This window comes from Flagellimonas ochracea, from assembly GCF_009903685.1.
In the GTDB taxonomy this organism is placed as follows: domain Bacteria; phylum Bacteroidota; class Bacteroidia; order Flavobacteriales; family Flavobacteriaceae; genus Flagellimonas; species Flagellimonas ochracea.
The window spans coordinates 49,481-75,146 of the sequence record NZ_JAAABI010000003.1; the positions used below are offsets into that span (position 1 = coordinate 49,481).

The following is a 25,666-nucleotide window of genomic DNA, read 5'->3' on the forward strand; positions in this document are numbered from 1 at the left end:
GGCTCAACTTGAGATTTGTTACAGTCAGCAACAAAAATTCTTAAAGTCACTTTGGTTGGTAAGCTCAACCTTAAATCTCAAACGGGTTTATATTATCCACTGAAAACAAAAATCTTATTCATCTGGAAGTGCTTCAAACTCTTTTCTTTTGTTCTCAAACCACTCCTGCATCTGTTTAGGAGATTCCATCAACGTCTGCATTTTGCTTATGGCCTCCAAATGGGCTTTGTCTTTTTTTTGGAACATCTCCATTCCATGTTTCTTGCTCAATTCAGCGATTTCGTCAAAGGTTTCTGCTTGGAATTTCTGTTTGCAGGCGCCACCTAATTGTTTGCATGTCATGGTTTTCATAATGGTGCTATGTATTATTGATTTGATTTTTTAAAAGTGCGTCAAGGCGGTCGAATACCGAACCCCAACCGTTCATGATGCCCATTTTTTCTTGTTGAATTTTATAAGCTTCGGTTGGATGGACCACATTAAAGGTAAAATCCGTTTTGTCCCCATTTGCCTTGAAAAAGGCTTGTATTTCAACGCCTTCGGTCATGGGCTTAAAATTGGCCAATGATACTATTCTTTTATGTTCCTCTATCTCAAGATATTCTCCCTCGGCTATAAATTCTTGACCATTGGGCATGGGCATGATGTATTTCCATTTACCACCTACGGTAAAATTATGCTCAACCACTTTTGTAATTATTCCTTTGGGACTCCACCATTGAGCAATGTGCTCAGCTTGGGTCCAGGCCTTCCAAACCAGAGCCAAAGGGGCATCAAATGTGCGTTGAATGGTAATGGTACGGTTGTCTAAGTTGGATTTATTCATCAGATGGATTTTTAGCTTGTAGTTTTGCCAGATAGTCTTCAAACGAGTCCAACTTGTCTTCCCACAAGTCCCTGTAACGATCAATCCACATAAAAGCCGGTATAAGGTTTTTGGGCTTAATAAAACAAAAACGTTCCCTGCCTTCTTTTTTGAAATCAACTATTTCACATTCTTTCAAGATTTTTAAGTGTTTAGAAATAGCAGGTCGACTTATGTTGAAATTTTCAGCTATGGCGTTTACTGTTAAGGGTTCTTTTGCCAAAAGCTCTATAATTTCGCGTCTTTTTGGGTCTGCAATGGCTTGAAAGACATCTCTACGCATAAATTGAGTAACTAATCGGTTACTAATATAAATGTAACCATTAGGTTACGCAAATATTTTTAAGATTTTTAAAAAGAACTTAAGATAGTATATTGATATTTAAGCCATTACAAATCAACTCTAAATTCTTTGAAGAAGATATTCTTGCAAGATCGTTGGTTAAGGCTTTTAAATGCCCCCGTATTCCAGCTGATGTCTAAGTTCATAGTGGCTTGATTTGTTGTCAAATCGCGAAAGTACTTGACATGCTTTTTCGGGAACATATACTTTTTCTGGATTTTTACCCACAAATTGTGTCACAGATTTCATGTTCTCAAACCACATTATGGTGATGAATTCCACTTCGTTGTCCAATTCCCTTCTTAGAAGTTGAATGCCTTTGTATCCCGTGATATTTTTCTTTTCGATTCCTGGAAATATCTCAGTTTTCAAAAGGTTTTCGTATACATCAGCATTGTCTTTGGTGGTGTAACCATGCCAGATTCTTGAAATCATTTTTCCAGTTTTAGTTAGGTTAAAGAATCGCCTCTCCCCAAATAGGCCCTAATGGACGTTATCTTTCCAAAAGGATTAAAAGTAATAACATCCACAACAAAGAGCTCTTCCGTATTGTCAACGGTGATTTTTAACTCTGCAGCTACGGTGTCTTCGTTTTCATAAGTAGATAGCACATCAATTTCAATGGAATCTGCGGCTTCAAAGTTTTTCTGGGTTTCCCGTAAGGCCGCTTGTTTTCCAACCACCCGAATTTTCCAATCACGGAGGACAATGTCATCCGAAAATAGATCATCAATTACTGAAAGGTCTTTAGCAGCGTATTTTTCCAGGTAGTATAGACACAATTCTTTATTGGACATTGTAGGCATGCTTTTTGTTATTTCACCAATTGCGCTTCCAGCTCTTCCAGGGATTTTCCTTTGGTCTCTGGAATTACACGGATGATAAAAATCAGCCCCGCCAAGGCAAATAGTCCGTAAATCAAGAAAGTCCATGCACTGCCAATGGTGGACAGTTCCCACGGAAAGATGAACTGTACCCCAGCTGATACCGCTGAATTCACAAACCCGACGAATGAAATGGCAATCCCCCGGATTTTTAAAGGAAACAGTTCTGAGAACAGCACCCACATAACGGGGCCTAAAGAAATGGCAAAACAGGCCACAAAACCGATGATGCCAATAAGGATTAAAGAGGGATTCATATCTATCGCAGCGGTAATCAATTCTGACTCGTATTGCTTCGCCCTTTCGTTTCCTAGCAATGCTTTTATTTCGTTTTTGTATTGCACATCGTTTTTAAATGATTTTCCAGCCAACACGGAAACCTCTGTTCTTAGTTTTGCGTCCGAAAGTTGATCAATCTTATCTTGGGTAAGGGTATAGTTGGCCGCACTGAAGCCATAAGCCAGTAAGGCCATGAACACGGCTATCCCGGCCACACCAAATGCCAAAAGTGGTTTTCGCCCCAGTTTATCGATCAATACCATGGCCAAAATGGTAAAAACGAGGTTTGTTACCCCCACAAGAATTGCCTGGATGAACGAAGCGTCCGTGCCAATCCCGGATTGCTCAAAAATCATGGGTGCATAAAAGAAGACCGAATTAATTCCCGTTATCTGCTGTAAAATACCCACGACCAGGCCTATGGTGATCACCAAGCGCATGGCCGGTTTGAACAATTCCGCGATACGGGTTTTTTCCTTGTTCGCTGTGCTATTTAAGGACTCGGTCACCGCTTTTAGGTCTTTTTCTGCCTGCTCTGCTGAGCTAAACTTTCGAAGCACCAGTTTTGCCTCATCTACTTTGGCCTTCATAATAAGCCATCTGGGACTTCTGGGGACGGTCAAGAGGCCAAAAAAGTACAACACGGCGGGCAATGCTTCTACACTCAACATCCAGCGCCAATTGTTTTCAGCAATCCCCAGTGATTTAACCCATTCAGTTTCGGAATCGCCAAGGGAAAGAATATAATAGTTGCTGAAGAATGCTACAGTGATACCCAAAACAATGTTCAACTGGTTAAAGGAAACCAATTTTCCCCTTTGTTTGGGTGGGGCAATCTCAGCAATATACATGGGCGCAAGTATCAAAGATGCTCCTACACCAATGCCCCCAAGCATTCGAAATACTAGAAAAAGCGGAAAATTTGGAGCGAATGCCGATCCAACTGCAGATATGAAGAAGACAATGGCGCAAAGTTTTAACACCACCCTTCTTCCAAAACGGTCACTCAATGGTCCAGAAAACATCATGGCTAGGGCCGCGACAATGGTCAGGGAACTGACAGAAAAACCCAATTCCAAATCAGTGAGATTGAAATCTATTTGTACGAATTTGTTCACCCCGGAAATTACGGAGGCATCAAACCCCATAAGAAAACCACCCAAGGCTACAATCAGAGCAATACGGGTGGTGAAAAGTGTTTCTTTGGTCATGAGAAGAATGGCTTTGTGGTTGATTATCGCATCAAGATACTATAAATCTTCCATTGCCTGAAACATCGAATTTGGGTCCAAAAAAGATGACTTCCCATAAATGGGAATATTGTTAGGAATCAAATAGTTTTTCGATGCAATAACTGTCTTATGCTTGCCAAATGGGAAACGAGGACAAGAGGGACAACGAGTGTAGGTAACCACACAAAGGGAAAATAAGCAACACCAATATTCGGTTGTTCAAAAGCCAGTTGTTGAAATGGAGTTTGGGCACTTAAAACGGCAATGGTCAAAATATTTAGGAGCAACCCCAAACAAATGAAATTCCAAAGTAACAGGGCGTTTCTGCCTATCCACTTTTGCACAAAAACCAAATAAAATATGATTGGGGCTGAAAGCCCGGAGATAATATCGTAATTCCAACCTTCAAAGGTCATCAACTCTGGAACCAAGCCTTCCAAAAAAATATAGTAAAGTACAATTTCGACTGGGACGCGGACCACATGTAACAGGGTCAACCATTTTAAATCCAGCATATCTACGAAAGACCTACCTTTTTTGGTTATAAGAAGAAAGACAACGAATAGCATCCCGGGACCCAACAAAAAGATGAATCTTGGTGGCATGGCATTTTCGACGCTGTAGAATCCAAAAATACCTAGGAGGCCAGTAATGATCATCCAAATCAACAGTCCCAAGAGAACACCTTTGTTCTTACCAGCTTTATGGAAGAACCACAGCGTCAGAAAAGTGGTTAATATAAAAAGAATGGTTGTCGTAATGGAAACTGCTGCCATACCTTGATTTTTGTTCAAATTTCTGACAGTAGCTTTTAAACCCACTTGACAAAAGGCAAGAAATATGATTTATAGTTTTTTTCTTAGCCTGCTAAGGGTGCTGTCGGTAACTCCCAAGTAGGAAGCGATATATTTAAGGGGTGAATACTGTAAAATTTGAGGTTTTGCAGTTAATAGCTCTTGGTAGCGTTCGGCTGCGGTTTTGTTGATCATGCCATAATTTCTTTTTTGGGAGGCGATAAACTCCTTGACCAAAATGGCACGACCGAAATCTCGAAAGGCCGGTTTGTTATGAAAAAGTGTATTCAGTTCCCCGTAAGAGATTCTAAAACCAGAACAGTCTGTGATGGCTTGGATATTGGCTTCTGATGGAACTCGCTTGAAAAAGGAGGTAACCTCAAAAACAATATTGTTCTCAATGAAAAATTCAATGGTAATCTCGTTGCCGTCCAAATCATGGAGAAATGTTCGCATCAAGCCAGTTTCTAGATAAAAATAATCATCGCTTACTTCATTTTGATGAACTAAAAAATCTTTTTCCCTTAATGTGACAGGGTGGAAGGATTTAGCAATTTGCTGGGCATCGTCATTGGAGATTTCGACGACTTTCAAAATAAAATTTACTAACGATTCCCTACTTTGCATGACGTTGAGGTTGTTTTTAGTTTCGTTTCAAAGGATGAAAACTACTAAAAATCCAAGATAGGTGCCCAATGCATTTCCGAGTGTACCCACTAGAATTGCCGGTAATATCAGTTCTTTTCGATTAAAGGATTCGGCCAATGCTATGGCTGTGGTGCCACCCCCAACATTGGCCTGGCTTACAATGGCTATCATCTCCCAATCGCGGTACACTAAACCTCCCATTACAATTACAATTATTCCATGCAGCAAAACAGCCAAAGCCGTAAAAAGCAATAAGGCCAGGCCGATATCTTTTAGTGCTGTAACGGCGGAAAGCTCACAATACGCGCCGATGACCGCCAAGAACAGGAACACCAAATACAATCCTAAATTATGACTGCCCTTTAATCCGGACACAAACTTTGTTTGGGCCAATAGAATGCCAATGGTAGACAAGGTTAAAATGGATGGAATCTGAGGTACAAGCTGTTTAATGACATCGGAGACGAAGTAGGCGCCAACCCCCAAAAACAGCAACCACATTAGGGAGTGCAGGTCCATGCTTTCCTCTTCAGGACGCCCTTTTTTTTCTAAGTGTTCATAGGATTTTAAAACTTTTTTGTCTTTCCAAAAACGTCGTAGAACAACAGGAAATGCAAGTGTTACCACTATCCAAAGTGTGGTGACTACATTGTCGACGGCTATGGTCCCGGCATACAGAATCCCTTTTTCTTGAAAGTCGTATTCCAAAGCTACGGCATTAAAATTGACGCTCCCGCCCGTGTAGGTGCCTGTGAGCATACCCGCAATGACTTTTCCGTCTTCACCCAGAATATTTTCGGGTGAGAGTAACACCCACGAGATGAGAATGCCCAAAGTTGTGGCCAGCGAACCCACCAAAAATAAACCGATCATCGGCAGACCTGCCCGCTTGATAGAAACCAAGTTAACGTTTAACAACAGGTAAAAAATGGAAATCGGAGCGATATATTTAAAAATACCATCATAGAGTGGAATGCTGTTGGAAGCCGAAGGAATGATTTTCAGGTTGGCCAGAACTGCCGTGAACAGAATGACCAACAATGCAGCACCAAACTGTTTTCCAAATTTGGTTTTTCCGGCGTACACCGCTGCAACCACCATAAAACATAAAATGGATAGTACGTAGAATGGCTGGGTGGTGAAGTTCATGGATAATTTATTGACAAACAAATATTTGTTTTTCCGAGCTGTCTTGAAAAGCATCTTCTTTGAAGGTTCCAAACTTATGGATGATCCTGAAACCATTCCGTTCTAGGTAAGAATCCAACTCTTGAGGGAAAAACAATCGCATATCCAAATTTTGAACCGACTGAAACTTGCCATTTATATAATAATGCCATTCTATCCGATTGATTTGCGTCTTGTTTTCGTAACGCATGGTCTCTTTTATCGATACTTGCCTACCATCTTCAGTGGTATAATCTGTAATATCTTTTTGTCCTTTTTCTCCTTCAACAATAAATTGCATATTGGGATTAAAACAATCCAACAAAAAAAGACCGCCCTTTTTAAGATGATTTTTCACTACTGTAAATGCCTGAAACAAATCTTCATTGGTATATAAATGATGTATTGAATTGAAGGGGATGAAAATGACGTCATATTTTTTCGGCAAACTCAAATGGCGAATATCGGCTTCAATAAATTCCAATTTGATCTCTTCTTCACGGGCTTTTGCTTTTGCTTTTTCGAGCATGGAATCCGTATAGTCCACTCCTGTGATATCATATCCATCCTTTGCAATTGGTAGTGTTAATCTGCCTGTTCCACAACAAAGCTCCAAAATACGAGAATCTTTGTTTTTAGGAAGCCACTTTTTGTAAAATGGCAAATCATTGAGGTTGCTGTTCATGCCATCGTAAATGTTGGCATCGTATATTAAATCTCCTACATTATAATTACTTTCCATTCAATTTTATCAAATCCAATATTACGGGACATCCTTTTCAAGTTCTATCCAACGGTCATAGGAAATTATGCCATTTTCTGGTTTTCCTTCTCCATCCAAAATTCCGATAAATTCGAGGGAGTGCCCATCGGGGTCATCAAAATATATGGCTATGGCCGGCATCCAGGCAAATACCATGGGTCGCTCAGTTCCATCGTTAAGGAAGTTCCTGCATTTCAAATTCCGGGATTTTAAAAAATTTACAGATTCGTTTAAAATCCAATCGGGCTCACATTCGAATGCAAAATGCCTGACATCTATTTCTTCTTTGGGTTTTTCCCAAAGTCCAAGCATAAACTGCTTGTCTTTTCCAATCCAAAAAAAGGCAACTCTGCGTTCTTCTTCATAATGGCATTGTTTTAGGCCAAGGACTTTTCCGTAAAAGTCTATGGAGCGTTGAAGGTTCTCCACAAACAAATGTGTTTCATAAAGGCCTTTGATCATTTTTTTGTTTTTTACAACGACGCTTATAAATGGTATGTGGTCGCATAAGGCAAATGAATATTTTATGCTTTGTTGCAGCCAATTTTCATTCTATCCATTCATTTGAATTCCTTCTTTCATTGTAATTGACAAGTGTTGAAGGGTAATTTATCCAATCTACTTGCTTTACTATTTTTTTCGATTCATTAAAAGTCAAAATCGTGGTGAAATGCATCGACTCAAATTCGGAATGTCCCCATTGGAACCTTGTAAAGTATCCTTTTACAACGGAGGTGTTATTATTAATGATTTTGTTTTCAATTATTAAAGTATTTGAATCCAAACTCTTAAAATTAGGATTGTTCCAATCAAAAAAATCACTTAATTCCTTCTTACCAATAACTCTATCTCCATTAATTATATCTTCGAGTATTATTTTCTCATCGTAAAATGAGAGAAACTTATTGAAATCTTGACGTTTATTGAACGTCTCGTAGTAATCTTCAACAATTTTTCCAATACTACTTTCTTCGTCTGAACAAGAATGGAAATTGAGCCCTATTAAAATATATAATATAAAAATCAACTTCATTTTTTTCATTTATTCTAATTGGCTACAACTTGTTTATATGGACGTAAAATACATCTATATGCTCCCAAATTAGGAATAAATGTGATAAGTTTTAACTTCTTTACACAGCCACCGCCGCACGTATCGCTGGATGTGGGTCGTAGTTGAGCAGTTCAAAATCGTCAAAAGTAAAGCCAAAAATGTCCTTAACCTCTGGATTTATGCGCATGGTAGGAAGTGGTCGCGGATTACGACTCAATTGCAGTTCCACCTGCTCAAAATGGTTGGTGTAGATATGTGCATCCCCAAAGGTGTGGATAAACTCTCCGGGTTGGTAGCCACATACTTGGGCCATCATCATCGTTAATAGGGCATAGGATGCAATGTTGAAAGGTACGCCCAAAAAGATATCGGCACTGCGCTGGTATAGCTGGCAAGAGAGTTTGCCATCGGCCACATAAAACTGAAAAAAGGCATGGCAGGGGGGGAGGGCCGCTTTTCCATTAGCCACGTTTTCCGAAAAAGACTTGGAAGTGTCGGGAAGTACACTGGGGTTCCATGCAGAGACCAACATTCTACGGCTATCGGGGTTGTGTTTTAAACTGTGAACGATTTGCTTTATCTGGTCAATCTCCTCGCTGTCCCAATTGCGCCATTGGTGTCCGTAAACTGGTCCCAGGTCTCCGTTTTCATCGGCCCATTCGTTCCAGATGCGCACCCCATTTTCTTGCAGGTATTTGATGTTTGTATCCCCTTTTAAAAACCACAACAATTCGTGGATAATGGACTTCAAGTGTAATTTTTTGGTGGTCACCATGGGAAATCCTTTGGAGAGGTCAAACCGCATTTGGTAGCCAAAAACGCTTAAGGTTCCAGTACCAGTGCGGTCGGCTTTTTTGTTTCCCTGTTCCAAAACGTACTTAAGGAGGTCGTGGTATTGTTTCATAGTGAGGTAAAAGTATAATGTAAAAAGATAAAGGGCAATACCTTATAACAACATGTTATTATATTTTATCAACGATGGTTCGTGGTGAAAGGGTTAAGGGTTAAAGGGTTTGGGTGTTGTACTTTATTAATGAGGAGATTCTCTTTTGAAGCAATTGGACTTTTTTAACAATTAACTCCACTTCTTTTGCTTTGAGAAGTTCTAAATCACCACATAGAATCAAGAAGGTTAGCAATTCCTAGGCCGAACCCAAACTGATCTGCAAAAAACGTACAAAATCTTTTTGTGAAAATTTACTACAGCCCTCAGCAATGTTTGCTGGTATGGAAATAGCGCATCTATTGATTTGGGAAATAAGACCGTATTTTTCTGAATCAGGCAGGTTTGAAGAAATCTGATATACCTCTTTAGCTAACGCTCTGGAATCCTTCCAGACTTCCAACTCTCGAAAATTTCTCATCTTGATGAATCAATTTAAAATTCGAGGTTGTTACGAATATTTCTACCGTTATCTTAGTTCCTTCACCTTTTGTCCTGAACCCTTTGCCAGAGCTAGTTATCCCAAAATCATTCCAGCGATGGTTGCTGAAAGCAAGGAGGCCAAGGAACCACCCAAAACGGCTTTCATACCAAATTCGGAAAGGGTTTTGCGTTGTCCAGGAGCCAAGGAACCAATACCACCAATCTGTATTCCGATGGAGGCAAAGTTGGCGAAGCCACAGAGCATATAGGTCGCCATGATCACGGATTTGTCATAGGTGAATCGAAGCTCACTGGCAACATCTTTTAACTCTGCCAGTTGGATGTACCCTATAAACTCACTGGCTGCTAGTTTGATGCCCAAGAGTTGCCCCATCAACATGATGTCTTCATTGGAGACCCCAATCAACCACATCAAAGGTGCAAAAACGGTTCCCAAAATTGATTCCAGCGATAAATTTTCGTAAGGTGAATTGGCGGCAATCCAGTCGTTGAACGGGGTAAGGTCGCCCACCCAGCCCAAAATACCATTGATCATGGCGATAAAGGCCACAAAGACCAAAAGCATGGCACCCACGTTCACGGCCAATTTTAATCCTTCAGTGGTACCGTTGGCAATGGCATCCAATAGATTGGAGCCGATTTTTTCGGTGGATACTTTTACGTTGGTGTCCACGGGCTCTGTTTGTGGATGCAAAATCTTGGAGATAACTATCGCTCCGGGAGCAGCCATTACCGAAGCAGCAATCAAATGCCGTGCAAATTCGAGCCTTAATTGCTCATCATTACCTCCCAAGAATCCAATGTAAGCGGCCAAAACCCCACCGGCCACAGTTGCCATGCCACCAATCATGACCAATAAAATCTCGGATTTGGTCATTTTCTCCAAATAGGCTTTGATCATAAGCGGTGATTCCGTTTGTCCCAAAAAAATATTTCCAGCAACGCTAAGACTTTCAGGCCCTGAGATTCCCAAGGATTTGGTCAACAACCAAGCTAGAGCCCGAACCACTTTTTGGATGATTCCCAAATAAAAAAGCACTGAGGTAAGTGCGGAAAAGAATATAATGGTAGGCAAAATCTGAAAGGCAAAAACGTAGCCCACGCTGGGATTGTTGATGTCCAACAGATTTTCCCCCAAAAGAAACTCGCTGCCGGCAATGGTGAAATTCAAGATTTCGTTGAACACCTTCCCTAAAATGGTAAAAAATTCTCGTATGAAAGGCACTTTCAAAATACCGATGGCCAATAGCAATTGTATGCCCAGTCCAATACCGACGGTTCTCCAATTAATGGCCCTGCGATTGGAACTGAATAGAAAGGCAATAAAGACCAAGACCAACATGCCCAATGCTCCCCGTGACAGACTACCAAAAGAGAATCCTTGGTTGGGAATCATTTTTCCGGGTTCGGAGGCAATGTTTTCATAGATTTCGGCGGTTGCTTCTTGCAAAGCAAGGGTGTCTATGGGAATGTTATTTTGACCTAGGGCAATGGAGCCTACAAATAGGAGTATCAGCAAACTTATGGTTTTTTTACCCATATATTTTGGTCTATTTGCGCTTGGAAATTTCGTCCCGGAGTTTGGCGGCCTTTTCATAATCTTCATTGGCCACGGCTTTTTTCAATTCATTGTGGAGTTCTTCAAGGGACATTTCTCTAAATCCATGGGTTTCGGAACCAGATTCAATCTCAACAGCCTCTCCCTCTTGAAGAATTTCATCGACCACGATGCTGTCATCATCCTCATTTTCCTCATTTTCTTTGGAAGAGAATTTGAGAAAGATTCCTGCTTTGTCCAGAATGGTCTTGTAAGTAAAAATTGGAGCTTCGAACCGCAAGGCCAATGCTATGGCATCACTAGTACGTGCATCAATGATTTCTTCCACTTTATCCCGTTCACAAATGATACTGGAATAAAAAACACCATCCACCAATTTATGGATGATAACTTGCTTAATGACTATTTGAAATCGGTCCGCAAAGTTTTTGAATAGATCATGGGTGAGCGGCCTAGGAGGTTTAATTTCTTTTTCCAAGGCAATGGCAATGGATTGTGCTTCAAAAGCACCTATGACAATGGGAAGTTTTCTGTCACCCTCCACTTCATTCAAAATAAGGGCATATGCGCCATTTTGCGTCTGACTATATGATATTCCCTTTATTTTTAATCGTACTAAGCTCATATTCTCCTCCTAAAACCAACAAAGGCCGTTCAAATAAGTGGCTTTGCCAGTTATCTGAACAGCCCCTTGTGGTGGGCAAATTAACAAAATTTACCCGTTTTGTGCCTTAAATTCTTTTAATTTTTCAATGAGTTCTGGCACCACTTCAAAGGCATCGCCAACAATACCGTAATCGGCTGCCTTAAAGAAAGGAGCTTCAGGATCATTGTTGATAACCACCTTGGTTTTGGAGGCGCTGACTCCGGCCAAATGCTGAATGGCGCCAGAGATGCCGATGGCGATGTACAAATTACTGGCAACAGGTTTCCCGGTTTGACCAACGTGCTCGCTGTGCGGTCTCCACCCTAAATCGGAAACTGGTTTTGAGCATGCGGTAGCGGCTCCCAAAACCTCTGCCAAATCCTCAACCATTCCCCAGTTTTCAGGACCCTTGAGGCCTCTTCCTCCGGAAACTACGATGTCGGCATCGGCAATGGTAACTTTCCCCATAACTTTATCCACTTCCACAGACCTCGTGGTAAAATCGCCATCGCCCAAAGCAGGAGAAAAATCTTCAACATTAACTGCTGTTTCGTTTTCCGCTACACCAAAAGCATTGTTGGACACCCCTATAAGCTTAGTTTTGGCTGTAATTTCCGTGTGGGCGAATCCTTTGTTGCTGAAAGCCGTTCTTTTAACGACGAAGGGTGAGGTGCTCATCGGTGCTTCAACTACGTTAGGCACATAACCACCGTTAAGTTTTGTGGCGAGTATGGGAGCCAAAAACTTGGTGTCAGCACTGGAGCTCAATATGATGACTTTGGCACCTTCTGCTTCAGCCGCTTGGGCCAATATATTGGCATAGGCTTTGGCATTGAAAGTGTCCAATTGGTCGTTGGAGACATTCAATACTTTGGAAACGCCATACTTGCCCAATGTTTCGTGCTCATCATTGTTTACGGCAACGGCGGTAACAATGTCTCCAAGTTCCTGGGCCACTTTATGGGCATAGGAGGCCACTTCAAAAGCATTTTTCTTGAATTTTCCCTTGTCTGATTCGGTATATACTAATACTGGCATAATTTTCTACAATTTCAATTTTTTAAATCCCAAATTCCAAGTGTTTGGTACTTGGTGCTTTGAATTTGATTTTCAAATCAAATTACTTTGGCTTCGTTGTGCAAAAGGTCAACCAATCCACCTACGTTGTCGGCTTCTACCAATTTGACGGGACCTTTTGCTGCAGGTTTTTCAAACTTTTGATCTTGGGTTGGCATAGGTGCGTCCACAGGTTCCACAACATTAAGTGCTTTTTTTCTGGCCATCATGATACCACGCATGTTTGGAATGCGCAAGTCACTTTCTTCTACCAAACCTTTTTGTCCTCCGATAACCAAAGGCAATGTTGTGCTTAGTTTTTCTTTACCGCCGTCAATCTCACGCATCGCCGTGGCATTATTGCCATCAATTTCCAGTCCGATGCAGGTATTCACAAAATTCATATCCAAAAGAGTGGCCATTATTCCTGGTACCATTCCGCCATTATAATCTATGGACTCACGTCCACCAATAATAAGGTCGTACCCTCCATTTTTTACAACTTCGGCCAATTGTCTCGCTACGAAGAAACCATCCGTGGGCTCGGCATTCACCCTAATGGCTTCATCGGCACCAATGGCAAGTGCTTTACGAATGGTGGGTTCGGTCTGTGGTCCGCCAACAGTGGCCACATGGACTGTAGCACCCTGCTTTTCTTTGAACCACATGGCACGCGTTAAGCCAAATTCATCGTTGGGGTTGATTACAAATTGTACACCGTTTGTATCAAATTTGGTATCCCCTTCCGTAAAGTTGATTTTGGAAGTGGTATCCGGTACGTTGCTGATGCAAACTAATATCTTCATGGTATTTATTAATTTTTCGCATCAAAGATAGCTATAAAATCCGAAATTTATTATGCATGCATAATAAATATTGTGCCTTTTTTTGGTTTTCTACGCACATATGTTGTCTTAGTTTTTTCTATTTTTGCTTGCATTTTAAAGCAAATAGAACCAAACCTTATAGGATTAGATGAAAACACTACAGTTTAGGGAAGCCATTGCAGAGGCAATGTCCGAGGAAATGCGCAGGGATGATACCATTTATTTAATGGGCGAGGAAGTGGCGGAATACAATGGAGCGTACAAGGCTTCCAAGGGGATGTTGGACGAATTCGGCCCTGAACGCGTAATCGATACACCTATCTCTGAACTGGGATTTGCCGGCGTTGGGGTTGGCTCTGCAATGATAGGAAACCGTCCCATCATTGAATTTATGACCTTCAACTTTTCGTTGGTAGGAATCGACCAGATAATCAACAATGCGGCGAAAATAAGACAAATGTCCGGAGGGCAGTTCAACTGTCCAATCGTTTTTAGGGGGCCTACAGCTTCTGCAGGACAATTGGCTGCTACGCATTCCCAGGCTTTTGAAAGTTGGTATGCCAACTGTCCTGGTTTAAAAGTGGTGGTTCCATCAAACCCTGCGGACGCCAAAGGATTGTTGAAAACGGCCATTCGTGATGACGACCCTGTCATTTTTATGGAATCGGAACAGATGTATGGAGATAAAGGTGAAGTGCCCGAAGGGGAGTATACCATTCCAATAGGTGTTGCCGACATCAAAAGAGAGGGTACCGATGTGACCATTATTTCCTTTGGGAAAATTATCAAGGAAGCCTACAAAGCAGCCGATGAGTTGGAGAGAGAGGGTATAAGCTGTGAAATCATTGATTTGCGAACGGTACGTCCCATGGACCATGATGCCATTCTCAATTCTGTGAAGAAAACCAATCGAATGGTGATTTTGGAAGAAGCATGGCCCTTTGGCAATGTGGCCACGGAAATCATATATCACGTTCAAGATAAGGCATTCGATTATTTGGATGCACCTATTGTAAAATTGAATACAGCGGATACTCCGGCCCCTTATTCTCCAGTACTTTTGGCAGAATGGTTGCCAAATCATGAAGATGTCATAAAGGCTGTTAAGAAAGTGTTATATCGATAAGTGCAATAATTATGTAAGCTATATTCGCCTCGCCGACTTATGTTGACGAGGCTTTTTTAAGGAACAGTTTTTGATAGAAATTACTTTTTAAACCAAATTAGGACCTGACGCTCGAGAAAACTGGAAATTGGTTTTCTTCTTGCCCACGCACAAATCATGAAAAGATTTCTAACTGTTTTCTTTTTCCTCACTTTTTTTTCCCTTTTTTCACAAACTAAGGTGGGAGGTATTGTTTTGGATGAATCGGGAAGTCCCATCGCATTTGCCAATATCTTCTTCAAAAATTCCACCGATGGCACCATTACAAATGACAATGGTCGTTTTTATCTGGAATCGGAGAATACCTACAGTACACTTTTAGTATCCTTTATTGGATTTGAGACCATGGAACTGGAACTTCCGCAAAAAGTAAATTATGGACTCGAAATAGTGCTAAAGGAATCTACAGAGCAACTGAAGGAAGTGGTCATTTATACGGGAAAACAATCCAAAAAAAATAATCCGGCCATCGACATTCTCAAAAAAATATGGGCAAAAAAGAGAGAAAATGGCGTTCGTAAGTTCAAACAGTATCAGTACGATAAATATGAAAAAATCGAGTTTGACTTAAATACTATTGACAGTGCATTGATCAAAAGTAAGCTATTTAAAGGCCTGGAATTTATGTTCGATAATCTGGACACCTCACGGGTAACAGGGAAAACATATCTGCCCTTTTTCTTGAACGAAAGTTTTTCAAGGGTCTACGGGGACAATCAATTGGAAGAGGAGAAAGAGGACGTTCAAGGCAATAAGAATTCCGGATTTGAAGGTAACCAATCTATTACAGCTTTTGTAGAGGACTTATATTCTGACTATGATATTTATGACAACTATCTGAAGTTTTTCGATAAAAGCTTTACAAGTCCCTTGTCAAAAACTGGGGTGGATACCTATAACTATGTGCTTTCAGATAGTGCCTATATTGATAATAAATGGTGCTATAACATAATTTACTATCCCAGAAGGAAAAACGAGCTCACGTTCAAGGGTGACTTTTGGGTGAACGATACCACCTACGCCATCAAGAACATCAATATGCAGGTTACCAGAAGTGCCAATATAAACTGGGTGAAAGAAATCTATATTGAGCAGGATTTTGAGGTGGTCAACGATTCGGTCTTTTTGCTGAAAAGGGACTATATGTTGAGCGATTTTAGTTTTTCAAAAAAGGAAAAGTCCAGAGGAGTTTATGGAAAAAGAACAACGGTCTACGACAACTATGCATTTGACCTTAAGCGACCAGAAGAGTTTTATAAGGCGGAATCTGACCCCTATGACCCCAGGGTGTTTTCCAGGGACAGTGTTTTTTGGAACAATGCCCGATTGGAAAGTTTGAGCGATGATGAATCGGGCATCTTTAAGTTGTTGGACACCTTAAAAACGGTCCCGAAGTTTCGCACGTACTACGATATAGTGAGCATCTTGGGTTCGGGCTACATAGAAATAGACAAATGGAACATTGACATTGGCGACATCTACAGCACTTTTGGTTTCAACGACGCTGAAGGGGCACGTATTCGAGGCGGAGCCAGGACTTATTTTGGCCAAAATGACACATGGAGACTGGAAGGCTATATGGCTTATGGATTTTCAGATAAAAAGTTCAAACATGGCTTATCTGGCAAGTTTTTGTTGGACCGAAAAACACGCCTTATTTTATCTGGAGGTAACCGAAGGGATATTGAACAGTTGGGTCTGAGCTTGACCAGCACCTCGGATGTTTTGGGGAGAAGCATTGCATCATCTTCATTGGTTACGGTAGGTGCTAACGACAGACTTACGAACATAAACCTATCTACACTGAATCTAGAGATGGAGCCCTTAAAAAACTTTAGGATTCGTTTGGGGAGCTCTTTCCGCACGTTGAGTTCAGCACTGCCGACGGCCTTTAGTTTGGATTATATTGATCCTGAAAGTCCAACTGGGACATCTTCAGAGGTTAAACAACTTGATTTAAATACCACATTGATCTACACACCTGGCAAGAGGACCATTGGTTATGGTGTCGAAAGATCTAACATTAATGATGATCACAGCACTTTGGTTCTTAATTATACCAAAGGTATACAAGGTTTTTTGGAAAGTGATTTTGATTATGAACGGCTTCAATTTTCATACCAACAACCTTGGCAAGTAGGAGGCTTTGGAAGATTAACGACTAGCTTGGAACTGGGAAAGACCTTTGGGGAGGTTCCTCTAAGCCTGTTAAGTGTAATTCCAGGAAACCAAACCCTATTCTCGTTGTACAACACTTTTCCCAATTTGGATTTTTATGAGTTTGTGACCGACACCTATGCAACACTACATTTGGAACATAATTTTAATGGTAGATTGTTCTCTCGGATCCCGCTTTTGCGAAAACTGAATCTACGGGAGATTGTGGGATTAAGAGGGGCATGGGGGCAACTGTCTGATGAAAACATTGCTTTGAGCGCTCCGACCAACATACCTTTGGTTGCACCCGAGGACCAAATTTATTGGGAATATTCCTTCGGGGTAGGGAATATTTTTAAAATACTGCGAATCGATTTCAACTTTAGGGGCAACTATCTGGACAACCCCAACGCCAGACCATTTGGAATTACGGGCACTTTTGGATTCAATTTTTAATGAATTCCTAAGAAACGATTTCCACAACCTAATCCATTGTATCTACCTATTTTTGCAAAAAGCAAAACCTTAAGCATGACCCAAAAACAACTTGTTACCTTCGACGTGTTGATAGAGATTCCCAAAGGAAGTAGAAATAAATATGAATATGATTTCGTACTCAATAAAATTCGGTTCGACCGCACCCTTTTCTCCTCTATGATGTATCCTGGGGACTATGGCTTTGTTCCGGAGACCCTGGCTTTGGACCAAGACCCATTGGATGTATTGGTATTGGGTACAGAACCCACGTATCCCATGGTAGTTATGGAAGTGAAACCCGTTGGCGTTTTCCATATGACCGATGAAAAGGGACCGGATGAAAAATTGATTTGTGTACCCGTTTCCGACCCCATTTGGAGCAAACGGAACGATATTAGCGACCTAAACCCTCATAGATTGAAGGAAATTGAACACTTTTTTCAGGTCTACAAAGATTTGGAGAAGAAGAAAGTAGATACCGGGGGATGGGGCAATGCTGAGGAAGCCATTGCAATTTATCATCAATGTGTGAAAAGGTATGAGGAAAGTGACCACAAGAAGAAACGGACCTTCACCATCTAGTTTTTTTTCACAAGATTTCATGCGCTCTTTTTACCAAAAGCGCATTTTTTTTATTAGTGTGTATTTTACTACTTTTGCAGCCATTAAAAAAATCTTAAATAACTACAAACTATGGATTTGATCGTAAAGTTTTTGCCCGTATTTGGTGTCCTGGGCTTGTTGTACGTATTCTTAAAGAATGTATGGATTTCTAAACAGGAAGTCGGGGATGATAAAATGGCAAGAATTGCCAAAAATATTGCCGATGGTGCAATGTCTTTCCTAAAGGCAGAATATAAAATATTGAGCATATTCGTTGTGGCCGTTGCTATCCTGCTTTACTTTAAAGGCAGCAACGAATCAGGCTCTAATGGTATGGTCGCTGTTTCCTTTATTGTAGGGGCCATTTGTTCTGCATTGGCAGGATTTATTGGAATGAGAGTGGCCACCAAGGCCAATGTCAGGACTACAAATGCTGCCAGAACTTCTTTGGGCAAGGCTTTGGAAGTAGCCTTTGCTGGTGGAGCGGTAATGGGTCTTGGAGTTGTGGGACTTGGTGTTCTTGGATTGAGCGGTCTTTTCATGATATATAGTGGTCAAGGATGGGAAATTGGTGAAGTGTTGAACGTACTTTCCGGTTTCTCTCTAGGGGCTTCTTCCATTGCGCTTTTTGCCCGTGTAGGTGGAGGTATCTATACCAAAGCTGCCGATGTTGGTGCGGACTTGGTAGGAAAGGTTGAAGCTGGTATTCCTGAAGATCACCCGTTGAATCCTGCAACAATTGCGGATAATGTTGGTGACAATGTCGGTGATGTTGCCGGAATGGGAGCTGACCTTTTTGAATCCTATGTAGGTTCCATTATCGGTACCATGGTATTGGGAGCCGTATTTACCACCCTTCCAGAATTTGCAGGGGCTTATGATGGATTGGGAGCTGTTTATTTACCTTTGGCATTGGCAGCGGTGGGGATTGTGATGTCGATTATCGGAACATTCTTCGTTCGGGTTAAAGATGGTGGCAACCCACAAACAGCATTGAATATTGGCGAATTCGGTTCGGCCGCACTAATGTTGGTCGCTTCCTATTTCATAATTAATTCCATGTTACCCGAATCTTGGGTGGAAGCCGGAACAACATATTCTGCCATGGGTGTCTTTTGGGCAACTATAGCTGGTCTCGTAGCTGGTCTTGCCGTTGGTAAGGTTACAGAATATTATACCGGAACAGGAACTAAACCTGTTAACTCCATTGTACGCCAGTCCGAAACAGGTGCGGCTACAAACATTATTGCCGGTCTTGGAGTGGGTATGATGTCCACAATGATTCCTATTCTTTTGATTGCTACCGCAATTTTGGTTTCGCATCACTTTGCCGGTCTTTATGGAATTGCAATTGCTGCGGTGGGAATGTTGGCAAATACAGGAATCCAGTTGGCTGTTGATGCTTATGGACCTATTTCTGATAACGCTGGTGGTATTGCCGAGATGGCTGAACTAGATCCAGAAGTTCGTGAGCGTACCGATAAATTGGACGCGGTTGGTAACACTACTGCTGCAATTGGTAAAGGTTTTGCGATTGCTTCTGCCGCCTTAACAGCTTTGGCCTTGTTCGCAGCCTTTATGAAAACGGCCAACGTAACCTCTATTGACGTTTCGCAACCAGATATTATGGCCGGTCTATTGATTGGGGGAATGCTTCCATTTGTATTCTCCGCACTTTCAATGAATGCTGTTGGTAGGGCTGCAATGGCAATGATCGAAGAAGTTCGTCGTCAGTTTAGAGATATTCCACAATTAAAAGCTGCGCTGGAAGTAATGCGTAAATATGATTCTGATATTTCCAAAGCAACACCTGAGGATAGAGCTATTTTTGATGCTGCTGATGGGGTAGCGGAATATGATAAATGTGTTGCTATTTCTACACAAGCTTCCATTAAAGAGATGGTATTGCCAGGTCTTTTGGCAATCGCTGTTCCAGTAGCAGTAGGATTTATTGGTGGAGCTGAAATGTTGGGTGGTCTTCTTGCAGGTGTTACCACCTGTGGTGTTTTGATGGCTATTTTCCAATCAAATGCAGGTGGTGCTTGGGATAACGCCAAGAAAACCATTGAAAGTGATGGTAGAAAAGGTTCTGATGCCCACAAAGCCGCTGTAGTTGGTGATACCGTTGGTGATCCCTTTAAAGATACTTCAGGCCCTTCTTTGAACATCTTGTTGAAGTTGATGTCCGTTGTGGCTTTGGTAATTGCACCAAGTTTGGTAAGCCTTGCTGCCGCGGATGAGGTTAGTTTGATGAAAGAAGATGGAACTAAGATTTCCATCACTACTGACGGAATGAAAGAAACCAAGGAAATGATAAAGGAGTTCAAGGTGGAAATGAGCAATACCGCAGAGGGTGCTTACAAAGCTGTTGTTACTTCTACTGCTGAGGTTGGAGGAGAAGTTGTGGAACAAGTTAAAGAGTTCACTGGAGCCACAAAAGAAGAAGTTGAAAAATTGGTTGAGACGTACAAAAACGCAATGGCCAAAGAATAGATAGATTTAGTTCTTTCGAAAAAATAAAAACCACGCCCTTAGCGTGGTTTTTTTTTGGGTTCCAGTGTCAGTTCCAGCGCAGTTGAGATGTAATCATGATCATTAACGTTCTCAACTGCGCTCGATGTGACGGTTTATTGCAACTTAAATGTTATCGGAATGGAGAACGGGACTTTTACAGGATTTCCTCGCTGCTTTCCCGGAGTCATCGAAGGTAGATTGGAGATAATACGGGCAGCCTCTTTTTCCAAAGTTTCATGGGGGCCTCTCATCCGAACTTCTGAAATACTACCATCCTTTTGAATGGTAAACATGATGTTCACCCTACCTTGCAATCCCATTTCCTGTGCAATTTCCGGATATTTAAAGTGCTTTCGAATGTGCTTTTGCATCATTTCCTGAAAGCATTCCTTTTTATCAGTTTCATTTTCACACCCGGGAAAAACGGGAGCATCTTCAATGAGTATCCAGGGGATGCTTTCGGGTTCGTCAGATTCAGCCACTTCAATATTGTCAACGGCAATGACCTCTGTATCCTGGTTGGGGTTCGATGCTTCTATGATGGTCTCAATCTTTTTATCATCATCTTCGATTATTTCTATCACTGGTGGTGCCTGGATAATGGGCTTTGGTTTGAGCAATTCAATTTTGGTGATGGGCACCTCTTCAATCAACTCATCCTGAATGGACAAACTCGTATGGTCCCAGTCACTGGCAGGGTAGTACGTTTTCCATTCCAAGGCCACATAGGCCAGAAGGAGTATGAGGGAAAGACCCATCAAAAAGTAAATGGTGCTGTTCCTTTTTAAGTCCAAATGTGGATGTTTTTTTGTTTCCATAATTTTCAAATTTTAGTTTACAGTCTAAACTACCTTGAAAACCAAAGGATAGAAAGTGGGAATGAGCGACCAAGTGTTTTCGTTGAGGGAACAGTCCAAGGGTCACGTATTAACCTAATAAAATTTGGGGTTTTAAATCAATCTTACAGGATAAGATGTTGATGGTGTTTACTTTTTCCTATCCACAAGAGAGCTGGCCACTAACAATACAAACGCCACTCCGAAACCTAAAAGACCAATATTGATTCCTAAAAGTGTTTTTTCACTTCCATCCAAATATTTCATGGAGCCTCCATAGAATTCTTTTAGGCCGAATGCCAACAAAAAACCACCTGTTACCAGCATACTGAGAATCAAGCTTAATTTGGTTTCCTTCTTGGCCCAAACAAGCCAAAGGCACAATAGTCCAATGCCCGAGTTGGTGAGTAACTGCCATACCTCGTGGATACGTACATGCGGGGTCCAATCGGGATTGAAAACATGGGTGTCATTGATTTCCAAAAAAGGAACGGCAAAACCAAAAAGAACAACACTGAAGGTGATTACGATTTTTTTCATGGCATCTATTTAAATTTTTGTCCAATTCCCGTAATGGGATTAGAATTAAAAATACCAAAAACTAAATTGGAGAAGAGAGTTTTCAGATTTCAAAAACCGCTAGAACAATCCGTGGATTTCGCCATCAATACGGTTGATTACCTCCCCTAAATGTTCAGGATCATCCACAAAATTAAGACGGTCCACATTAAAAACAAGCAATTTCCCTTTTTCATAGGTGTTGGCCCAAGCTTCGTAGCGCTCATTCAATCGACTTAGATAATCGATAGAAATAGAATTTTCATATTCCCGGCCCCTTTTATGGATCTGGTTCACCAAGTTGGGAATGGAACTTCTTAAATAAATCAATAGATCTGGTGGCTGCACCAGACTTTCCATCAATTCAAAAAGACTTTTATAATTTTCAAAGTCCCGGTTGGTCATTAAGCCCATGGCGTGTAGGTTGGGTGCAAAAATATGGGCATCCTCGTAAATGGTACGGTCTTGGATCACATTTTTTCCACTTTCCCTGATTCGTAAAATTTGGCGGTATCGACTGTTAAGGAAGTAAATCTGCAAATTGAAACTCCAGCGCTCCATTTGTGTGTAAAAATCGTCCAAATACGGATTGTCCACCACATCTTCAAAATGGGCATCCCATTTATAGTGTTTTGCCAACAAATTGGTCAAAGTGGTTTTTCCGGCGCCAATGTTTCCTGCTACCGCAATGTGCATAGGGTGTTAGTGTTTTGTTGATTAGGAAAACGGGACTTGCAATATACAAAGTATATCCAGACAGGGAAAAAAAACTAGGTAAAATGAAGTTGGTTTTACCTTTAAAAAACAAAGTTTTAAAATACCATTCAAATATGTACTTTTGCCATCAAAATGAGGATAGATTTGACTGATTGCAACCTCTAAAAATGCTAAAGCAGTTTATTTCAAACTCGATTTTTGGTTTCTGCATCGAGATTTGTAAACTCTTTAGACAATTCCGTCAAATATTATCCATAAAAAAGTAGAATGGCGTATTTATTTACCTCAGAATCTGTAAGTGAAGGACATCCAGATAAGGTCGCAGATCAAATAAGCGATGCATTGTTGGACCATTTTCTGGCTTTTGACCCTGAAAGTAAGGTGGCCTGTGAAACCTTGGTCACTACTGGGCAGGTGGTGTTGGCGGGAGAAGTGAAGAGTGACACGTATTTGGATGTGCAGAATATTGCTAGAGAAGTCATTAACAAAATAGGGTATACCAAGGGAGAATATCAATTTAGTGGCGATTCCTGTGGGGTAATTTCTTTGATCCACGAACAATCCCAAGAAATCAACCAAGGAGTTGATCGCGGAAGTAAAGAGGAACAAGGAGCGGGAGATCAGGGAATGATGTTTGGTTATGCGACCAAGGAAACACAAAATTTCATGCCCTTGGCTTTGGATATTTCCCATAAAATGCTGCAAGTATTGGCGGATTTGAGAAGAGAGGGAACACGCATCAACTACCTACGCCCTGATGCCAAGGCGCAGGTCACCATTGAATATTCTGATGACAATGTGCCTCAGCGCATCGACACTATTGTTATTTCCACACAGCACGATGAATTCGGAACAGATGCAGAAATGCTGTCCAAAATCAAGGATGATATCCTCAATATCCTTATCCCAGAGGTAAAAAAACTGTTGCCGGAGAACATTCAAAAACTCTTTAACGATAAAATAAAATATCACATCAACCCCACGGGCAAGTTTGTTATCGGTGGCCCACATGGGGATACAGGGCTTACGGGACGAAAAATCATAGTGGATACTTATGGCGGAAAAGGAGCCCATGGAGGTGGCGCCTTTAGCGGAAAAGACCCCAGCAAAGTGGACCGCAGTGCTGCCTACGCAGCTCGCCACATTGCCAAAAACTTGGTTGCTGCAGGCGTGGCCGATGAGATATTGGTACAAGTGAGTTATGCCATTGGGGTTGTTGAACCCACTTCCATTTTCGTGGACACCTATGGAACCGCCAATGTGGATTTAAGTGATGGGGAAATTGCCCAGAAAGCCTCAAAATTGTTCGATATGCGTCCATTTGCCATCGAGGAACGATTAAAACTTAGAAACCCAATTTACCTTGAGACTGCGGCCTATGGGCACATGGGCAAAGAACCTAGGTCCCTCACCAAAGTCTTTGAATCGCCCTACAACGGTAGAATTGAGAAAGAAGTGGAACTGTTCACTTGGGAAAAATTGGATATGGTGGATGATGTTAAAAATGCATTTCAATTGTAAAAGTTTGTGAAACATTAGGAAATTCAAAACTTCCGTCCCTATATTTGTGGTTCAAAGTTCAAACACGTATTGAATAGTTATCAAGAAAGGTGGAGGGAATAGACCCTATGAAGCCTTAGCAACCCTTGGACCCCAGTTCCAAGAAGGTGCTAAATTCTATCCCAGAAAAAGGGAATAGATAACGACAATCGACATATTTCGATTTCACTTTCTTATAACTTTTTGATTTCCTGTGGGCTTTTAAGTCCCAAGGGTTTGACTTTTTATTTTATCGATTTAATAATTTAAAAAGACAAAAATCATGAGTGATCAAAAGTTTTCAACCAATGCCCTGCATGCAGGGCATGATGTAAAAGCAAACGGAGGAACCCGTGCGGTTCCGATTTATCAAAGCACGGCTTACGTGTTCAACGATTCGGACCATGCGGCTAATCTTTTTTCCCTAGCAGAGTTTGGAAACATTTATACTCGAATAAATAATCCAACAAACGATATTCTTGAACAACGGCTGGCAGCTTTGGAAGGTGGACTAGCCTCCGTGGTGACTTCTTCCGGAACGGGAGCCATCAATACTGCTTTGTTGGTACTGCTAAAAGCTGGTGACCACATTGTGGCGTCCAATAGTCTGTATGGAGGAACGTATAATCTTTTTAGCGTGACGCTTCCCCGTTTTGGCATTACCACCACATTTGTAGATCCATCCGACCCTGCCAATTTTGGAAAAGCGGTCCAAGAAAATACAAGAGCATTCTTTGTGGAATCGCTAGGAAATCCAAAATTGGATGTTTTGGATCTGAAGGCCATTTCCAGCGAGGCCAAGGCGGCCAAAGTTCCCTTTATAGTGGATAACACGGTGGCCTCTCCAGCGCTTTTGAATCCCATTGAACATGGTGCCAATATCGTTATCCATTCATTGACCAAATACATCAATGGAAATGGAACAGCACTTGGAGGGGCCATTATTGATGCAGGAACCTTTGATTGGGCCAATGGAAAATTCCCTGAATTTACCGAACCATCACCCGGTTATCATGGTCTGGTGTATCATGATGCGTTAGGACCAGCAGCATTTATTGCAAAGGTTCGGATTGAGGGATTACGTGACCATGGTGCCTGTTTGAGTCCTTTTAACGCCTTTCAGATCATACAAGGCCTTGAAACCTTGGAGGTCCGTATGAAAAAGCACAGCGAAAATGCCTTGGCTTTGGCCCAATGGTTGGAACAAAGGGATGAGGTCACATGGGTAAATTATCCTGGATTGCGGTCCAGTGCGTATAAGGCGTTATCGGATGTTTATTTGCCAAAAGGGCAGAGCGGTATTGTCACTTTCGGGGTAAAGGGTGGTTTTGAATCTGCCAAAAAGATTGCGGACGAAACCAACATTTTCTCTCTGTTGGCCAATATTGGGGACACAAAATCTTTGATTATTCATCCTGCAAGCACTACGCACCAACAGTTGAGTGAAGCGGATCAGAAATCTACAGGGGTCACGAAAGACTTGATACGACTTTCCGTTGGATTGGAAGATTTGTCGGACCTAAAAGCGGATCTGGAAAAAGCTTTCGCCACAATTGATGCAAAAGTATTGTCCAAATCCTAGAAATATTTAGTTCCT

At 41.5% G+C, this 25,666-nt stretch carries 27 protein-coding genes and 1 riboswitch; of the genes, 6 read left to right on the forward strand and 21 right to left on the reverse strand.

Annotation, left to right across the window (positions count from 1 at the left end):
* Positions 1-114: 114 nt before the first annotated feature.
* From GTQ34_RS10270 to GTQ34_RS10355, 18 genes are all read right to left on the reverse strand, one after another.
* The gene (locus GTQ34_RS10270; protein WP_235915019.1) at positions 115-342 is read right to left on the reverse strand and encodes a DUF1059 domain-containing protein; all 228 of its coding nucleotides are present in this window, start codon (positions 340-342) and stop codon (positions 115-117) included.
* A 16-nt stretch (positions 343-358) separates the two neighbouring features.
* Complete coding sequence (locus GTQ34_RS10275; protein WP_166523722.1) at positions 359-826, reverse strand: SRPBCC family protein; 468 nt, start codon at positions 824-826, stop codon at positions 359-361.
* The gene (locus GTQ34_RS10280) at positions 819-1,148 is read right to left on the reverse strand and encodes an ArsR/SmtB family transcription factor (RefSeq protein ID WP_166523723.1); all 330 of its coding nucleotides are present in this window, start codon (positions 1,146-1,148) and stop codon (positions 819-821) included. The genes GTQ34_RS10275 and GTQ34_RS10280 overlap by 8 nt, the downstream gene beginning before the upstream one ends.
* A gap of 168 nt (positions 1,149-1,316) precedes the next feature.
* Positions 1,317-1,643, reverse strand: coding sequence for an antibiotic biosynthesis monooxygenase (locus GTQ34_RS10285; protein WP_166523724.1), 327 nt, complete (start codon positions 1,641-1,643; stop codon positions 1,317-1,319).
* Positions 1,644-1,657: 14 nt separating this feature from the next.
* The gene (locus tag GTQ34_RS10290; RefSeq protein WP_166523725.1) at positions 1,658-2,005 is read right to left on the reverse strand and encodes a nuclear transport factor 2 family protein; all 348 of its coding nucleotides are present in this window, start codon (positions 2,003-2,005) and stop codon (positions 1,658-1,660) included.
* A 17-nt stretch (positions 2,006-2,022) separates the two neighbouring features.
* Positions 2,023-3,582: a sugar porter family MFS transporter gene (locus GTQ34_RS10295; RefSeq protein ID WP_166523726.1), complete on the reverse strand. Its 1,560-nt coding sequence runs from the start codon at positions 3,580-3,582 to the stop codon at positions 2,023-2,025.
* Between the two features lie 119 nt (positions 3,583-3,701).
* Positions 3,702-4,379: a hypothetical protein gene (locus GTQ34_RS10300; RefSeq protein WP_166523727.1), complete on the reverse strand. Its 678-nt coding sequence runs from the start codon at positions 4,377-4,379 to the stop codon at positions 3,702-3,704.
* 69 nt (positions 4,380-4,448) lie between these two features.
* Positions 4,449-5,024, reverse strand: a complete 576-nt coding sequence (locus GTQ34_RS10305) for a Crp/Fnr family transcriptional regulator (RefSeq protein ID WP_166523728.1) — start codon at positions 5,022-5,024, stop codon at positions 4,449-4,451.
* A gap of 27 nt (positions 5,025-5,051) precedes the next feature.
* Complete coding sequence (locus GTQ34_RS10310; protein WP_235915020.1) at positions 5,052-6,194, reverse strand: DUF819 family protein; 1,143 nt, start codon at positions 6,192-6,194, stop codon at positions 5,052-5,054.
* 7 nt (positions 6,195-6,201) lie between these two features.
* Positions 6,202-6,954, reverse strand: a complete 753-nt coding sequence (locus GTQ34_RS10315) for a class I SAM-dependent methyltransferase (protein ID WP_166523729.1) — start codon at positions 6,952-6,954, stop codon at positions 6,202-6,204.
* A 21-nt stretch (positions 6,955-6,975) separates the two neighbouring features.
* The gene (locus tag GTQ34_RS10320) at positions 6,976-7,437 is read right to left on the reverse strand and encodes a VOC family protein (protein WP_166523730.1); all 462 of its coding nucleotides are present in this window, start codon (positions 7,435-7,437) and stop codon (positions 6,976-6,978) included.
* 85 nt (positions 7,438-7,522) lie between these two features.
* Complete coding sequence (locus tag GTQ34_RS10325) at positions 7,523-8,017, reverse strand: nuclear transport factor 2 family protein (RefSeq protein WP_166523731.1); 495 nt, start codon at positions 8,015-8,017, stop codon at positions 7,523-7,525.
* A 91-nt stretch (positions 8,018-8,108) separates the two neighbouring features.
* On the reverse strand, positions 8,109-8,933 hold the full coding sequence (locus GTQ34_RS10330; RefSeq protein WP_166523732.1) for a thymidylate synthase: 825 nt from the start codon (positions 8,931-8,933) through the stop codon (positions 8,109-8,111).
* Positions 8,934-9,171: 238 nt separating this feature from the next.
* Positions 9,172-9,393, reverse strand: a complete 222-nt coding sequence (locus tag GTQ34_RS10335; protein ID WP_166523733.1) for a four helix bundle protein — start codon at positions 9,391-9,393, stop codon at positions 9,172-9,174.
* Between the two features lie 96 nt (positions 9,394-9,489).
* Complete coding sequence (locus GTQ34_RS10340) at positions 9,490-10,956, reverse strand: NupC/NupG family nucleoside CNT transporter (protein WP_166523734.1); 1,467 nt, start codon at positions 10,954-10,956, stop codon at positions 9,490-9,492.
* 10 nt (positions 10,957-10,966) lie between these two features.
* A complete protein-coding gene (locus GTQ34_RS10345) occupies positions 10,967-11,599 on the reverse strand; it encodes a bifunctional nuclease family protein (protein ID WP_166523735.1) in 633 nt (210 codons plus the stop codon).
* Positions 11,600-11,689: 90 nt separating this feature from the next.
* Positions 11,690-12,658 (reverse strand): electron transfer flavoprotein subunit alpha/FixB family protein, encoded by a 969-nt coding sequence (locus GTQ34_RS10350; protein ID WP_166523736.1) that lies wholly within the window; start codon positions 12,656-12,658, stop codon positions 11,690-11,692.
* 77 nt (positions 12,659-12,735) lie between these two features.
* On the reverse strand, positions 12,736-13,482 hold the full coding sequence (locus GTQ34_RS10355) for an electron transfer flavoprotein subunit beta/FixA family protein (RefSeq protein WP_166523737.1): 747 nt from the start codon (positions 13,480-13,482) through the stop codon (positions 12,736-12,738).
* Positions 13,483-13,651: 169 nt separating this feature from the next.
* Here GTQ34_RS10355 and GTQ34_RS10360 point away from each other — a divergent pair, with 169 nt between their 5' ends.
* From GTQ34_RS10360 to GTQ34_RS10375, 4 genes are all read left to right on the forward strand, one after another.
* Positions 13,652-14,629: a pyruvate dehydrogenase complex E1 component subunit beta gene (locus GTQ34_RS10360; RefSeq protein ID WP_166523738.1), complete on the forward strand. Its 978-nt coding sequence runs from the start codon at positions 13,652-13,654 to the stop codon at positions 14,627-14,629.
* Positions 14,630-14,785: 156 nt separating this feature from the next.
* A complete protein-coding gene (locus GTQ34_RS10365; RefSeq protein WP_166523739.1) occupies positions 14,786-17,281 on the forward strand; it encodes a DUF5686 and carboxypeptidase-like regulatory domain-containing protein in 2,496 nt (831 codons plus the stop codon).
* Between the two features lie 75 nt (positions 17,282-17,356).
* Positions 17,357-17,884, forward strand: a complete 528-nt coding sequence (locus tag GTQ34_RS10370) for an inorganic diphosphatase (protein ID WP_166523740.1) — start codon at positions 17,357-17,359, stop codon at positions 17,882-17,884.
* A gap of 111 nt (positions 17,885-17,995) precedes the next feature.
* Positions 17,996-20,398 (forward strand): sodium-translocating pyrophosphatase, encoded by a 2,403-nt coding sequence (locus GTQ34_RS10375; RefSeq protein ID WP_166523741.1) that lies wholly within the window; start codon positions 17,996-17,998, stop codon positions 20,396-20,398.
* Positions 20,399-20,532: 134 nt separating this feature from the next.
* Here the strand turns inward: GTQ34_RS10375 and GTQ34_RS10380 are convergent, their stop codons facing one another.
* From GTQ34_RS10380 to GTQ34_RS10390, 3 genes are all read right to left on the reverse strand, one after another.
* Positions 20,533-21,237 carry an energy transducer TonB gene (locus GTQ34_RS10380; protein ID WP_166523742.1) on the reverse strand — a complete coding sequence of 235 codons (705 nt, stop codon included), beginning with the start codon at positions 21,235-21,237 and terminating at the stop codon, positions 20,533-20,535.
* A 168-nt stretch (positions 21,238-21,405) separates the two neighbouring features.
* Positions 21,406-21,795, reverse strand: a complete 390-nt coding sequence (locus GTQ34_RS10385) for a hypothetical protein (RefSeq protein WP_166523743.1) — start codon at positions 21,793-21,795, stop codon at positions 21,406-21,408.
* Between the two features lie 99 nt (positions 21,796-21,894).
* The gene (locus GTQ34_RS10390; RefSeq protein ID WP_166523744.1) at positions 21,895-22,509 is read right to left on the reverse strand and encodes a deoxynucleoside kinase; all 615 of its coding nucleotides are present in this window, start codon (positions 22,507-22,509) and stop codon (positions 21,895-21,897) included.
* A gap of 288 nt (positions 22,510-22,797) precedes the next feature.
* Here GTQ34_RS10390 and metK point away from each other — a divergent pair, with 288 nt between their 5' ends.
* Together metK and GTQ34_RS10400 are read left to right on the forward strand one after the other, a co-directional pair.
* The gene (metK, locus tag GTQ34_RS10395) at positions 22,798-24,051 is read left to right on the forward strand and encodes a methionine adenosyltransferase (RefSeq protein WP_166523745.1); all 1,254 of its coding nucleotides are present in this window, start codon (positions 22,798-22,800) and stop codon (positions 24,049-24,051) included.
* Positions 24,052-24,125: 74 nt separating this feature from the next.
* Positions 24,126-24,236, forward strand: a riboswitch (SAM riboswitch).
* Between the two features lie 116 nt (positions 24,237-24,352).
* Positions 24,353-25,651 carry an O-acetylhomoserine aminocarboxypropyltransferase/cysteine synthase family protein gene (locus tag GTQ34_RS10400; RefSeq protein WP_166523746.1) on the forward strand — a complete coding sequence of 433 codons (1,299 nt, stop codon included), beginning with the start codon at positions 24,353-24,355 and terminating at the stop codon, positions 25,649-25,651.
* The last annotated feature ends 15 nt before the right edge of the window (positions 25,652-25,666 follow it).